At 47.8% G+C, this 14324-nt stretch carries 12 protein-coding genes and 2 pseudogenes; 12 read left to right on the forward strand and 2 right to left on the reverse strand.

Going from position 1 to position 14324, the window contains the following annotated elements; all coding sequences use genetic code 11:
- Positions 1–64: 64 nt before the first annotated feature.
- Both CGRAC_RS11875 and lolA read right to left on the reverse strand, forming a co-directional pair.
- Positions 65–625 (reverse strand): low molecular weight protein-tyrosine-phosphatase, encoded by a 561-nt coding sequence (locus tag CGRAC_RS11875; protein WP_005870581.1) that lies wholly within the window; start codon positions 623–625, stop codon positions 65–67.
- A gap of 6 nt (positions 626–631) precedes the next feature.
- On the reverse strand, positions 632–1144 hold the full coding sequence (gene lolA / locus CGRAC_RS11880) for a LolA-like outer membrane lipoprotein chaperone (RefSeq protein ID WP_005870579.1): 513 nt from the start codon (positions 1142–1144) through the stop codon (positions 632–634).
- A 120-nt stretch (positions 1145–1264) separates the two neighbouring features.
- Between lolA and secA the strand changes: the two genes are divergently transcribed.
- The 12 genes and pseudogenes from secA to ychF all read left to right on the forward strand — a co-directional run bounded on the left by secA (position 1265) and on the right by ychF (position 13640).
- Positions 1265–3883 (forward strand): preprotein translocase subunit SecA, encoded by a 2619-nt coding sequence (secA, locus tag CGRAC_RS05625; RefSeq protein WP_040303709.1) that lies wholly within the window; start codon positions 1265–1267, stop codon positions 3881–3883.
- A gap of 760 nt (positions 3884–4643) precedes the next feature.
- Positions 4644–5834, forward strand: a complete 1191-nt coding sequence (locus tag CGRAC_RS05630) for an ABC transporter permease (protein WP_040303707.1) — start codon at positions 4644–4646, stop codon at positions 5832–5834.
- Between the two features lie 340 nt (positions 5835–6174).
- Positions 6175–6309, forward strand: a complete 135-nt coding sequence (locus CGRAC_RS12735; protein WP_005870571.1) for a hypothetical protein — start codon at positions 6175–6177, stop codon at positions 6307–6309.
- A 301-nt stretch (positions 6310–6610) separates the two neighbouring features.
- On the forward strand, positions 6611–7468 hold the full coding sequence (folD, locus tag CGRAC_RS05635; RefSeq protein ID WP_005870570.1) for a bifunctional methylenetetrahydrofolate dehydrogenase/methenyltetrahydrofolate cyclohydrolase FolD: 858 nt from the start codon (positions 6611–6613) through the stop codon (positions 7466–7468).
- A complete protein-coding gene (lepB, locus tag CGRAC_RS05640) occupies positions 7469–8314 on the forward strand; it encodes a signal peptidase I (RefSeq protein ID WP_005870569.1) in 846 nt (281 codons plus the stop codon).
- 9 nt (positions 8315–8323) lie between these two features.
- Positions 8324–8491: pseudogene (locus CGRAC_RS11525) on the forward strand (RpiB/LacA/LacB family sugar-phosphate isomerase); the annotation flags it as partial.
- A gap of 294 nt (positions 8492–8785) precedes the next feature.
- Positions 8786–9040, forward strand: a pseudogene (locus tag CGRAC_RS12505) (RpiB/LacA/LacB family sugar-phosphate isomerase); the annotation flags it as partial.
- Between the two features lie 653 nt (positions 9041–9693).
- Entirely contained in the window at positions 9694–9936 is a 243-nt protein-coding gene (locus CGRAC_RS05650) for a hypothetical protein (RefSeq protein ID WP_005870567.1), read from the forward strand.
- Positions 9933–10481, forward strand: coding sequence for an adenine phosphoribosyltransferase (locus CGRAC_RS05655; RefSeq protein WP_005870566.1), 549 nt, complete (start codon positions 9933–9935; stop codon positions 10479–10481). The genes CGRAC_RS05650 and CGRAC_RS05655 overlap by 4 nt, the downstream gene beginning before the upstream one ends.
- Before the next feature lie 2 nt (positions 10482–10483).
- A complete protein-coding gene (locus CGRAC_RS05660) occupies positions 10484–11101 on the forward strand; it encodes a DedA family protein (RefSeq protein WP_005870565.1) in 618 nt (205 codons plus the stop codon).
- On the forward strand, positions 11076–12536 hold the full coding sequence (locus CGRAC_RS05665) for a leucyl aminopeptidase (protein ID WP_005870564.1): 1461 nt from the start codon (positions 11076–11078) through the stop codon (positions 12534–12536). The genes CGRAC_RS05660 and CGRAC_RS05665 overlap by 26 nt, the downstream gene beginning before the upstream one ends.
- Positions 12537–13640 carry a redox-regulated ATPase YchF gene (gene ychF, locus CGRAC_RS05670; RefSeq protein WP_005870563.1) on the forward strand — a complete coding sequence of 368 codons (1104 nt, stop codon included), beginning with the start codon at positions 12537–12539 and terminating at the stop codon, positions 13638–13640. It abuts the gene before it with no gap.
- The last annotated feature ends 684 nt before the right edge of the window (positions 13641–14324 follow it).

Consider the following 14324-nt stretch of genomic DNA (forward strand, 5'->3'; position numbering starts at 1 on the left):
TTTTTCCTTGAATTATCGCTTTAAGCCGCGCCTCTTTAATGACGCTAAAATTTAATCGCGGATTTTAGCAAATTCCGTCTGAATTTTTAATGTATCGCAAGAGCCCCTCGCAGCCGCGCTTGATATCTGCGTAGCAGCGCTCAAAATCGCGCGTGTAGTAGGGATCGGCGATTTGTAGGCGTTCGGAGGCGGTTAAATTTGAACCGCCGCTCTTTAAATTTAAGGCGGTTTGTTTTAGCGCGCCTTTAAAATTTAGCGCATCGCAGTCTGCAAAATTCCCCTCTTCAAATTCCAAAAGAAATTTTACCTTAGCCATATCCTTGCCGCGAAAAATTCGCCCCAGCGAGCGCATATTTTCATCATCCATGCAAAGAATTAGATCGTAGCGCTCGTAGTCTGCGGGCGTGACCTGCACGGCGCGATGCGCTACGAGCGGCACCTTTTGCTCTTTTAGCACGCGCTGCGTTTCGTAATAGGGCGGCGAGCCGATTTCATCGGTGTGCGTCGCCGCAGAATCTACGCTCGCTCGCTCGCTTAGGCCGCTTTGATTAATGAAATTTTGCATCACGGACTGCGCCATCGGCGAGCGGCAGATGTTACCGTGACAGACGAAAAGTAGCCTCACGCGCGCCTACTGCGTGATGATGTCGTAGTTTTTGGGGATTGTGGGCTTGAAGATCGCCTCATTCACCGGCGCGTTTTTGCGGACGTTGCTTAGATTTATGACTACTTTATTATCCATTTTGTCGGTGTAGCTGATCTTACTCGGCAGATCGCCCTTCATCTCGATGAGATATTTTACGTCGTCGAAGCTCGCCTCATAAACGCCCTTTTTATTGGGTTTTGCGTTCGCCAAGATCGCGGTTAAATTCGGCGTTTCTTTTATATTTGTGATGATGGCTTGCTCGAGTTCGGGCTCGATTACGACGACCTTTGTGAAGCTAAAAAATATATTTTTTATCGTAGGGGTCTTGTAATGCCACACGGCGTGCTCTTTTGTGGCGCTAAAATCGCCGCCGTAGCTGATTTTCGCATCGTCGCTCTGCACGGTTTGCGAAAAATTTGCGCTTAGCGTGTCGAATTCTATCCCGCTTGCGAATGCAAAAATGCAGCTTGCCGCTAAAGAAATAAGAGTTTTTTTCATAAATTTTGCCTTTATTTTTGAAAATTTGCGCGTATTATAGCCGTTTTTCTAGGATTTAATTAAATAGAAACTAAAAATATGTTAATATGCGCGGTTAAAATTTTAAAACTAAGGTTTGAGATGTTTAAAAAGGTCATCCACGGGATTTTCGGTACTAAAAACGATAGGATCGTCAAACAATACGCCAAGCGCGCGGCGCAGATCAGTGCACTTGAAGAAAACTACGCGTCGATGGACGATGCGACACTTAAGGCGGAATTTGAAGCGTTAAGAGCGCAAGTTCGCGCGGGCGAAAAGAGCACGGATGACGTGCTTAACGAAGTGTTTGCTATCGTGCGAGAGGCGGGCAAAAGAGTGCTAAATATGCGCCACTTCGACGTTCAGCTGATAGGCGGTTTGGTGCTAAACGACGGCGCGATTGCCGAGATGAAAACGGGCGAAGGAAAGACCCTTGTAGCGACCTTGGCAGTAGTGCTAAATGCGATGGAGGGCAAGGGCGTGCATGTCGTGACCGTAAACGACTACTTAGCTAAGCGCGATGCCGCGCAGATGGGCGAGCTATATGAATTTTTAGGGCTTAGCACCGGCGTGATCGTAGGCGGAGAATACGACGACGCCAAGCGCAAGGCTGCATACGCGTGCGACATCACCTACGGCACAAACAACGAGTTCGGCTTTGATTACCTGCGCGATAATATGAAATTTAGCGCGGATGAAAAGGTGCAGCGCGGGCATCATTTCGTAATCGTCGATGAAGTAGATAGCATCCTGATCGATGAAGCTAGGACGCCGCTAATCATCTCGGGTCCTACGAACCGCACTCTAGATGGCTACATCAAGGCAAACGAAGTAGCGCGCGCGATGATCCGCGGCGAGGCGCCAGCCGATCCGAAAGGCAAGGCGACGGGCGATTTTACCGTAGATGAGAAAAACCGCGCCGTTTTGATTACAGAGGCAGGAATCTCAAAAGCCGAGAAGCTTTTTGGCGTCGATAACCTCTATAGTCTCGAAAATGCCGTGCTTAGCCACTACCTTGATCAAGCACTTAAGGCGAATTATCTATTTGAAAAGGACGTGCACTACGTCGTGCGCGACGGGCAGGTCATAATCGTGGATGAATTTACGGGTCGTCTTAGCGAGGGTCGCAGATTCAGCGAAGGGCTCCATCAGGCTCTTGAAGCTAAAGAGGGCGTGCAGATCCAAGAGGAGAGCCAAACTCTTGCCGACATTACCTTTCAAAACTACTTCCGCCTTTACGAAAAGCTCGCCGGTATGACGGGTACGGCGCAGACGGAGGCGACGGAATTTTCTCAAATTTACAAACTCGAAGTGGTCTCGATCCCTACGAACGTGCCGGTTATCAGAAAGGATCAAAACGATCTTATCTACAAGACCGAGCGCGAGAAATTTGACGCCGTCATAAATGAGATCAAGCGGCTAAATTCCAAAGGTCAGCCCGTGCTAGTGGGTACGGCGTCGATTGAAAAGAGCGAGAAGCTGCACGAGCTTTTAGTCAAAGAAAACATCGCGCACTCCGTGCTAAATGCCAAAAATCACGAGCGCGAGGCGCAGATCATCAAAGACGCAGGCGTAAAGGGTGCCGTAACGATCGCTACGAATATGGCGGGACGTGGCGTAGATATCCGTATAGACGATGAAGTGCGCGCTTTGGGCGGGCTGTATATTTTAGGTACCGAGCGCCACGAAAGCCGCCGCATTGATAATCAGCTCCGCGGACGAAGCGGGCGACAGGGCGATCCGGGCGAGAGTAGATTTTTCTTAAGCTTGGAGGATAATCTACTTAGAATTTTTGGTAGCGACAAGATTAAAAATATCATGGATCGCTTAGGGCTAAAAGATGGCGAACATATCGAATCAGGCATGGTTTCGCGCGCAGTAGAGAACGCGCAGAAAAAAGTCGAGAGCTTGCATTTTGAAGCGCGTAAAAATATCCTAGAATACGACGACGTCGCAAACGAGCAGCGCAAGACGATCTATAAATATCGCAACGAGCTTTTGGATCCCGACTACGATCTGAAAGATAAAATCATTCAAAACCGCGAGGAGTACATCTCTAGCGTGCTTGAGGAGCTTGAAATTTTCGACGGCGTAAATATCAAAGAGGTCGATAAATTCCCGATCGTCGCCAAAATCGCTCAAGAAACGGGCGAGGTGCTCGAAAACAGCGAGCTTGAGAAGGTCGATGATTTCAAAGAGCTGAAAGAAAAGATCATCGGTGCGCTTGCCGTTTCGTATGAAAACAAGATGGCGCCGATCGATCCGCAGCAACGCAAAAGTATCGAAAAGATGCTTTATCTGCAGATCGTCGATCGCGACTGGAGAGAGCATCTGTATCAGATGGATATCCTAAAGGCGGGCATCGGACTTCGCGGCTACAACCACAAAGACCCGCTTACGGAGTATAAAAAGGAGAGCTACAATCTCTTTATGGAGCTTGTAATGCGCCTCAAATCCGACAGCATCCGCTTGCTGCATTCGATCCAGTTCAAATCACAGGAGGAGATCGAAGCCGAGCAGCGCGCGATGCAGGAGCGCATGGAGAGCTCAAACGCCAAAGAGCTCGCCGCCGCAAGCACGAATGAAGCGCAGCTAAAGGGTCCCGATGAGTTCGGCGACAAAAAGCCTAAACGAAACGATCCTTGCCCTTGCGGTAGCGGCAAAAAATACAAAGACTGCCACGGTAAGGGCGGTCCGAAAAAGGGCGGCTTTGCGAGGTAGGCGCGGCGATCGGTCGTAAGTATCGCGCGATCGGTGATCTCGATTGCGAGCATTGCGCGATCGGCGCTTTTCAATCTTGCTTTTGTATTTAGCGGATCGGTCGAGGGCGAAAGGCGTCATAAAATTTTAAAGGGGAGTTTGATCGCGAGGCGGCGCGGACGGAAATTTAAAAAGAGCTTATTCGCGAGGCGGCACGAACGGTGAGCAAAGCTGCGCGATGGGGCGGAATTTTGGTTTTGAAATTTTAAAATTTCAAAGCGCGCCCGATGCTTTGCCGCATATTTTCATGGCGCTGTTGCGGCGCACCGTGCGGTAAAATGTGAACGGCACACGGTGCTTAAATTTAGCGTGCGGCTAGGATACTGCGCGCGTTTGAAATTTTAAATTTATGCGATTGCGGGCAAGCTTTTAAGCGAAATCCGCTTTTTAAATTTTAAGAATTTTAAAATTATAAAAGATTTGGAATTTCTAAAATTTTAAAATTTCGAGTCGTTTGAAATTTTAAAATTTAGAATTCGGGTTTAAAATTTCAAAGTTTTGGCAAAGAGGTCTGTTCGGTTTGTCGTATCCGATATCTCTTGGGGGCGAATTTCACTGCGTATAAGAGATTTCGGCGCGATTTTAAATTTTTAAAACCCGCTGGAGCTTTTATATTTGACGCCGTAAAACCTGTTTTTGGAATTTTAAAATTCCAAAATACCTAAAATTCCACATAGAATTTAGCGTTAAATTTTATGTGAAATTTTACAAGGACAGCTTTTTGGTAAAGTATTTATTATTCAAATATCTCAGATTCGACCGCTCTCAGCCCTTTATTACGCTTTCAGCGCTGCTTGCGTTCTTGGGCGTCGGCGTGGGGCTTACGGTGCTCATTGTTGCGATGGCGATAATGAACGGCTTTGATAAAGAATTTGAGCGCAAGCTCTTTACGATGAACTACCCGATCACGATCCACAGCCACTTTCGCGGCGGTATTTCAAAAGACGACGTGGAGGGACTGCGGGCGGACTTTCCCGATCTGATCTTTAGCCCCTACATCAGCTCTCAAGTCATCGCTAAGGGCGGCGACAGGCTCGAGGGCGGGCTGATTTTCGGCGTAAATTTAAACGACGAAAAGCGCATCAACTCCGTCGTCGCAGCAGGCGCCAAAGACGCCAATCTAACGGACTACGGCATCATGATAGGACGCGGGATCAAGGACGAGTTTATGCTGGATGAGGGCAGCAAGATCACGATGATCTTTACGAAGAGCGATCCGGGCGGCTTTGCGCTGATCCCCAAGATGAAGCGCTTTGATGTGCGCGCGGATTTTAGCTCTGGACTGATCGCCTACGACAAGGCGTATTCCTACGCGGACGCGAGCGATCTAGCCAAAATTTTGGGCTACGACGAGGGGACATTCGACGGCGTGCATGTTTTTTCAAACGATCCGTTTAAAGACCTGGAGCGCATCAAAAAAAGCCTTCCTGGCGGTGCTAGTGCCGTGGGCTGGTGGCAGCAAAACGGCAATTTTTTCAGCGCCCTTGCGCTTGAAAAGCGCGCGCTTTTCATCGTGCTGATGCTAATAATCCTGGTTGCGAGCCTAAATATCGTAAGCTCGCTTCTGATGACCGTGATGAACCGTCGCCAAGAGATCGCGCTTTTACTTAGTCTGGGCGCTAGCAAAAAAGAGGTTAAAAGGACCTTTTTTGCGCTCGGAGCCACGATCGGCGGCGGCGGCATCATATTCGGGCTGATTTTGGGCTTATTCGGAGTGTGGCTGCTCGGAAGCTTCGACATCGTAAATCTGCCCGCCGACGTTTACGGAAGCTCGAAGCTGCCGATGGAGCTCTCGCTAGGCGATTTGGCGATGATTTTAATCGGCGCGGTGCTTATCGTGGCGCTATCGTCGTGGTATCCGGCCAAAAAAGCCACGCAGATCGACGTGCTGCAAACGTTGCGCAACGAGTAAATTTAAACGCGGCGCCTTTAAAATTCGGCAAATTTTGAAATTTAGAGCGGCGCGACTGTGTTTTGCGCGGTATTTCGGCGCGCAAGACAGAAGCTACGCGATCTTGCACGACGCGCATCGTGTAAAATTGCACTAAATACGATTTGGGTCGCCAGAATTTTGATTCTTTCGTGAGATTGTAAGCTACATGGAGCCTAAATTTTGAATAAATTTGGTCGTTCAAATTTATTCAAAATTTTAAATTCCAAAGTGGAGCAAATTTTTAGAGCGCTTTTCTAAATTTTGTAAAATTTTGAAACCACTCAAAGATAAAATCATAAAGATTTTGAAAGGATCTATGGTGCAAAAGATCGTTTTATTTCTGTGTGCGGCGCTGTTTCTATGCGGCTGCTCTAGGAGCGGACCGCAAGATGTCCCAAAGCCAGAGCAAAATAAGGCACCTAGCCACCATTATACAGGCTACTATTACGCATAGCGTATATTGCGCGGCGGGCGACGATACGAGACGTTTAACGGCGAGAAAATGGAAACATTGTAGTTCTTGCTCATTCGTGGACAAAAGCTCTCAAGCCTGCAATACGAGCCTTAGCAGCGTTGCAGCCTGAATGTAGCGGCGCCAAGGTGTCCATCCGTATATAATGACGATAAAATTTAGGCTTATTTAAGCAGGACGAAATTCTTTTTAAAATTCCTTCAAATTCCCATAAATCCAGCTGAATAAATCTAAATTTTATAAATTTTAGGGTAACATTCCCTATTTTTCAAAAAGGCTTTAAATGACTTTAATTGACGGCAAAAGCATAAGCGCGAAGGTAAAAGATGAGATCAAAGCGGCCGCTTCGGATCTTGCCGCAAAGGGCGTAGAGCCTGCGCTGGCGGTGATTTTGGTAGGCGAGGACGCGGCTAGTAAGACCTATGTCGCGAGTAAGGAAAAAGCCTGCGCCACCTGTGGGATCCGATCCGTAGCGCACCGCTTGAGCTCCGACGTGAGCGAGGCGGCGCTTTTAGAACTGATAGAAAATTTAAACGATGACGAAAGCATCGACGGCATCTTGGTGCAGCTGCCGCTTCCAAAGCATATTGATACGAATAAAATTTTAGAAAAAATAAGCCCGCAAAAGGACGTGGACGGATTTAGTGCGATAAACGTAGGCAAGCTTACTAGCGGGCTTTCGGACGGTTTTGTGCCTTGCACTCCGCTTGGCGTGATGCGTCTGCTTGAGGAATACGGCGTGCAGATCGCGGGCAAAAACGCCGTCGTGCTGGGTCGCAGTAATATCGTCGGAAAGCCGATGGCGAGCCTGCTGTTAAATGCCGACGCCACTGTTACTATCGCTCATAGCAAGACGAAAGACTTAAAGCGGCTTTGCGCAGATGCCGACATTTTGGTCGCGGCGGTCGGTAGGGCGCATTTTGTGGGCGCCGATATGGTAAAACAAGGCGCGGTGGTAATCGACGTGGGGATCAATCGCGGCGGCGACGGCAAACTAAGAGGCGACGTCGATTTTGATGCGGTAGCGCCAAAATGCTCGTTCATCACGCCCGTGCCCGGAGGCGTGGGGCCGATGACGATTGCGATGCTTTTGAGCAATACGATAAAATCGGCGAAAAATCGCTTAAGACAAAGAGCCTAAATGAAAATACTAAGCAAAATTTATCACTTTTTATCAAGTTGGACGGGGACGGTCATCGTCGTTTTATTCGTCATTCTTTTTGTTGCGCAAGCCTTCGTGATCCCCAGCGGATCGATGCGCACTACGCTTTTGGAGGGCGATTTTTTATTCGTTAAAAAATTTAGCTACGGCATCCCGACCCCGCATATTCCCTTTGTGGAGTGGCAGGTGGCTCCTGATAGCGACGGCGACGGGCATATCATCCGCGGCGAGGGTCCGAAGCGCGGTGATATCGTGGTTTTTCGCTATCCGCTTAATGAAAAAATGCACTTTGTAAAGCGAAATTTTGCCGTAGGCGGCGACGAGGTGATATTTGATCTGAATAATTTCTACCTTCGTCCGCATGAAGGAGATGAGTTCATTGCCGCGAACTATGATGCTCGCGACATTGTGATTTTGGGCGGCGAAAAATATGTTAAAGAGCCGTATAAGTTCAAAGGCATCCACTACGACACTAATGCTAGGAACTCGATGCTAACAAATGTCAAAATCGCACTTGAGAAAGGTGAGCTTTCTATGAAGCCCATTAGTTTAAGTGAAATTCCTCATAGCTTCGAAGCTGCGGGGATAAGCTTCAATGCCTTTTACATCAAAGTGCCGCAGGATGAGTATTTTATGATAGGCGATAATCGAAATAATTCCGCCGATAGCCGCTTTTGGGGTCCGGTACCTTATCGTCTGATCGTTGGCAAGCCGTGGTTTACATATTTTAGTATCGATGCCGATCGCAAGATCCGCTGGGAGCGAATCGGACGCTTCGTCGATACCTTGCAAAACGACGAAAGCCTAATCTATGAGCAAAAATAAGGAGCGGCAATGCAAATAAATAAAATTTTCATAGCGAGCGATCATGCGGGCTTTCGTGCCAAAGAACAAGCTAAAAAAGCGCTCGCCGCTTTAGGTTACGAAGCGGTCGACCTTGGCACGCATAGTGCCGAAGTGAGCGTGGACTATCCCGATTTTGCGGGCACGTTGGCGGATAAAATTTTAGCCGAATGTGAAGCCTGCGCGCGAAGTAGAAATTTTAAAGAAAATAACGACAAAAATTCCGCTGCAGCCGCGGAAAATTCTGAAGCGGGCGGCAGTGAAAATTTCGGCGCAAGTATAAACGGCTGCGGAAATTTTAACGACGCCGTACAATGTAGCGAGAAAAATGAAAATTTTAACGTTATAAAAAACGCTAGTCGTCAAAATTTTAACGCTAGCGGAAGCATGACTACCTGCGTAAATGCAGCCGTAAGCCAGAATGCAAACAAAGATAAAATTTTAAATTCCACCGACTACGGCATTTACGGCGTTTTGATTTGCGGTACGGGTATCGGCATCAGCATCGCCGCAAATCGCCACGCTCACATCCGCTGCGCGTTGTGTCATGACGCGACTAGCGCTAGATTAGCCAGAGAGCACAACGACGCCAACGTCCTAGCCTTCGGCGAGCGATTAATGGGCGCGCTGGTGATCGAAGATATGATTAGGGCGTTTTTCGGCACTGATTTTGCGGGCGGCAGGCACATTAAGCGCGTCGCAAAGCTAGGCGCTTGCGGTAGTGCGAATTGCGCGCATGGATTTGATGGGGAGAATTTCACGCAGAACTCCGCTCAAAATTTTGCGGAACAAAGCTGTAGCATTAATTTAAACGGACGAAATTCCAAATCAAGCTTCGGTGGCAAAACCCTTTCTTGCAAAAATCCCATTGGCACAGATTCTGCATCAAATTTTGCGCGGAGCTTTAACGATAAAAATTCCTTATTTACCGGTGAGAATTCCTTGATAAGCTTTGGTGGTGCACATCATATAAATTTAAATTCTGCGCACGCAAAGATAATCTTTAATGAGAAAAATTCGCTAGATAAAAATTCCACTAGCGCAAATTCTACGTTGAATTTTATGCGCGAGAGCGTTTGCGAGAAAAATTTCGCTCAAAAAGCTAGCTGCAAATATTTTGTCAGTTTGAACCCAGCAATTATAAATTTCAAGGCTACAAATTCCGTTTGCATGAGCGTTAAGCCAAAAAACGTAAATTGCGCTAGTGCGGGTTTAACAGATGCGAATTCTGATATTGCGAGCGTAAATTTAAAGGGAGCAAATCTTTCTAACGCGTATTTTAGGAGCATAAATTCTGCCTATTTTAACGCAGCACCCGCTACTATGCGCCGCTTTGCAAATCCAAATGAAGGAGGCGAGCAATGAGCGTAGTATTAGGCGTTTTAGCGCTATTTTTTGCAGCACTACTTATTTTATCGATCCGAAAAAATTCTAAAATTTACGCCTTACTTCGAAAGAGCGAAGAAAGAATTTCAAAGCTTAAAAGCGATAACGAAAAGCTCAAAACTGCCCTTCGCTTCGGCATTGAGGCCCTGCAAAATGAGGAGAGCGAAAACTGCAGCTTAAAAATCCAAAACGCAAGATTGAAAAGAGGTAAGCTATGAAAAGTCTAAGCAACGAGCAAAAAAGCTATTTATTTCGCTCGATCCGCACCGTGCGCGACTTCCCAAAGCCCGGTATTTTGTTTTATGATATCACGACGCTCGTAGGCGATCGCGAGGCGTTTAATTTCCTGCTTGATCATCTAGCCGAGCGCTACGCCGATTACGGACTTGATTACATAGTAGGCATAGAAAGTCGCGGATTTATTTTTGCAGCGGCACTTGCTGCGAGGTTGAGGGTTGCTTTTGTGCCAATTAGAAAGCCAAAGAAGCTTCCTTATATCACGATTTCGCAAAAATACAGCCTTGAATACGGCTTCGATCAGGTCGAGATGCATGTGGATGCATTCTCTGGCGTGCAAGATGCCAAGGTGCTGCTAATCGACGATCTTATCGCCACCGGAGGCACCGCACGAGCGGCATTAGATCTCATCGCGCAGACGCAGGCTAAGTGCGTCGAAGCCTGCTTTTTGCTAAATTTACGTGAGTTAAACGATCTAGGCGAGTTTTCGCGACGCACAAATGTTTATTGCGTTTTAGAGGCGTGATTTTGGAAGAGCTACTTAAAAATTTATTACAAGAATACCACCAATACGCCTATATAGTGCTTTTTGTTTGGTGTATTTTAGAAGGCGAAATCGCACTGATTTTAGGCGGCATAATGGCGCACGAGGGACATATAAATTTGCCGCTAGGTATCTTTGTTGCGGGGCTTGGGGCATTTTGTGGCGATCAGTTTTATTTTTATATCGGGCGCTACAACAAAAAATATATCAGTAAAAAACTCGCGGCACAGCGCCGAAAATTTGCGATCGCACACCTGCTTTTGCAACGCTACGGCTGGCCGATAATTTTAATGCAGCGCTATATGTATGGCTTTCGCGTCATCATCCCGATGAGTATCGGCATCACTCGCTACAGCGCAAAGAAATTTGCGATTATCAATCTTTTTAGCGCTTGGTGCTGGTCGGGTGCGACGATGATTTTGGCGTGGTATTTTGGCGAGGAGATCTGGAGCGGGCTGCGGCTAATCGAGCAACACTGGTATTTTGCGATACCTATCATAGGCGGAATTTTATATCTATTTTTTAGGCTATTTAAACGTATGGAAAATCACTTTATGAACTCACGAAAGGAACGAGATGAAAGTAAAACTGCTAGATCGTAAAATTAACGAGATAGAGGCGGATTTTGAAGTTATTTTAGTTGTGGATAAAAATTTAAATCACGAATTTATTAAAGACACGGATAAGTTTGCGCTTTTTAATTACAAAGGCGAGGGCAATCTACTCCTTGCCGAGAGCGGGCGGCTGTACATCGGCGTCAAGGCGCTAGAATATGACCGCGTTCGCACAGCACTTGCAAGCGCATACAACGCGCTTAAGGGCTACGCGATCAAAAATTTTAAAATCGCCTTTTACAAATGCGGCTGCGACCGCAGAAGCACGATGGCGATGGTCGAGGGCGTGCTTTTGGGCGGCTATGAGTTTAATAAATACAAAAGCGATAAAAAAAGCTCTAGCTTGAATGAAATTTTAATCTCGACGCAAGAGTATAGCGGTGAGCAGATCGATTTGCAAAAGGCAAACTTTGGTATAGAACAAGGCGCCATCACTGCGAGCGCCGCAAATTTTGCGCGCGACGGCGTCAATGAGATACCTGAAATTTACACGCCCGAAAAGATGGCGAGCGAGGCTGAAATTTTAGCCTCGAACTACGACGACGTGAGCGTTAAAATTTACGACGAGGACTTTTTGCGCGAGCAGAATATGAATGCGTTTTTGGCAGTCAATCGCTCCAGCGCTCATCCGCCTCGCCTCATCCATCTGATCTATAAGCCGCAGCGCTGCCTAAAGCGCGTTGTTTTCGTCGGCAAAGGGCTTACTTACGACAGCGGCGGGCTGAGTTTGAAGCCTGCCGATTATATGCTTACGATGAAAAGCGACAAAAGCGGCGCGCTTGCTGCGATGGGTATCATCAAGGGCGCTGCCGAGCTCGAGCTGCCGTTTGAGATACACGCGGTTATCGGCGCCACCGAAAATATGATCGGCGGCGATTCGTATAAACCCGACGACGTACTGCTTAGCCGCAGCGGCGTGAGTATCGAGGTGCGAAACACCGACGCGGAGGGCAGGCTCGTGCTTGCCGACTGCCTAAGCTACGCGCAGGATCTTGAGCCAGATCTGCTAATTGATATGGCGACGCTTACCGGCGCTTGCGTCGTGGGGCTTGGCGAATACACTAGCGGCATTATGGGAAACAGCGAGGAGCTAAAGCGTAAATTTAAAGATCTTAGCGGATCAAGCGGCGAGCTATTTAGTATTTTGGAATTTAACGATTATCTGCGCGAGCTAATCAAAAGCAGTATCGCGGACGTCTCTAACTGCGCTTCCAGTAGATACGGCGGCGCGATAACCGCGGGACTATTTTTGGATAAATTTATAAAAGACGAGTATAAAGGCAAGTGGCTGCACCTTGATATCGCGGGGCCTGCGTATCTGGAAAAGGCGTGGGGCTATTACGCGGCAGGCGCGACTGGCGCGGGAGTGAGAGCCAGCCTGTACTTTTTACAGGCTCTAGCCAAAGAGTTGAAGGACGCGTAGATGGGGCTTTCAGTAGGGATCGTAGGGCTTCCGAACGTCGGCAAATCCACCACATTTAACGCGCTTAGCGGCGCGCAAAACGCACAGGCGCAGAATTATCCATTCTGCACGATTGAGCCCAATAAGGCGGTCGTGCCCGTGCCAGATGCCAGGCTCGGCAAGCTAGCACAGATCGTTAAGCCCGGTCGCATCGTGCATTCGACCATCGAGTTCGTCGATATCGCGGGCCTCGTGCGCGGAGCTAGCAAGGGCGAGGGGCTGGGGAATAAATTTCTTTCAAATATCCGCGAGTGCGAGATCATCCTTCATATCGTGCGCTGCTTCGAAAGCGGTGACATAACCCACGTCGAAGGCTGCGTCGATCCTATCCGCGATATCGAGATCATCGAAACCGAGCTTATTTTAGCAGACATCGAGCAGCTTGGCCGCAAGATCGAGCGCCTCGGTAAGGAAGCCAAAGCAAATCAAAAAGGCGCTAAAGAGGCGCTAGCCGTGGCAAACGAGCTTTTAGCGCATCTAAACGACGGCAAGCCCGCTTCAAATTTTGCGCTCAAAGAGGACGAAAGCTACATCGCTTTAAATCGTGAGCTGCGCCTGCTTAGCGCCAAAGATGTAATCTACGGCGCAAATGTGGACGAAGACGGCATCGCGCAGGATAACGAATATGTCGCGCGCGTAAGAGAATACGCAAATGCCCGCGGCGCCGAGGTGATCAAGCTCTGCGCCAAGATCGAAGAGGAACTCATAGGGCTAAGCGACGAGGAGACGCACGAGATGCTGCAAAGCCTGGGCGCGCAGCAAAGCGGGCTGGAGCTCATCATCAAGCGCTCCTTTGCGAAGCTTAGCCTCATCAGCTACTTTACCGCAGGTGAGATGGAGGTGCGCGCGTGGACGATCACGAAGGGCTGGAAGGCTCCAAAGGCCGCGAGCGTGATCCACAACGACTTTGAGCGCGGATTTATCAGAGCCGAGGTGATCGGATTTGATGATTTCATCGCGTGCGGCGGCGAGAGTAGGGCGAAAGAAGCGGGCAAAATGCGCCTTGAGGGCAAGGACTACGTCGTGCAAGACGGCGACGTGATGCATTTTAGATTTAATGTTTAAATTTGTTTTTTAGATCGTCGAAATTCGGTCTGTGCTAGCTTTAAAATTTTGTAAATTTTAGCTCAAACGCGGATTTAATAAATTTTGATTTTCGCGAGCAGCAGCTTTTGGCTGAAATTTGTATCGCTAGAACAAAACGAGATGCGCGCTAAAGCCACGTTAAATTTGATAGCGAAATTTAATCGGCTCGGCTTGGTTAAAATTTTAGCTACACCGCGCTGGATTTGCGCTTAAAACTGCTTAGCAAAATATGTCTAAGAATACTTCCAAAATCGCGCCAAAATTTATATACGGCAAAAACTGCGTGTAAATTTAAAGGGCAAATTTTACTAAAGATCGCAATAGCTTGTATATGCGCGCGATAATACTTGAGCTTTGCATTCAAATTTATGGCTTGTAAATTTTGTATCTAGCGATTTTTAAATTTTAATCCCCGAATTTAAATGTCTCGTTTTAACGCGCGCAGTGCGAATACCGCATGAGTAAAATTTATTAAAAGCGCGCGCGGCGCTTAATTGCAGCGATTTACTCGTCTGCGACATTGCTTACCGCGGTGCGCGTTTTTTTTGACGCAGTGCAAGACGCGCACAGAAACCGTACTTATAAGGCGACTGCATCAAATTTACCGTCGATAGGCGCGGGTGCGGTAGAATTGAGCGGAAAATTTTAAAACCGAGCTCGAGA

Source organism: Campylobacter gracilis (assembly GCF_001190745.1).
Lineage (GTDB): Bacteria > Campylobacterota > Campylobacteria > Campylobacterales > Campylobacteraceae > Campylobacter_B > Campylobacter_B gracilis.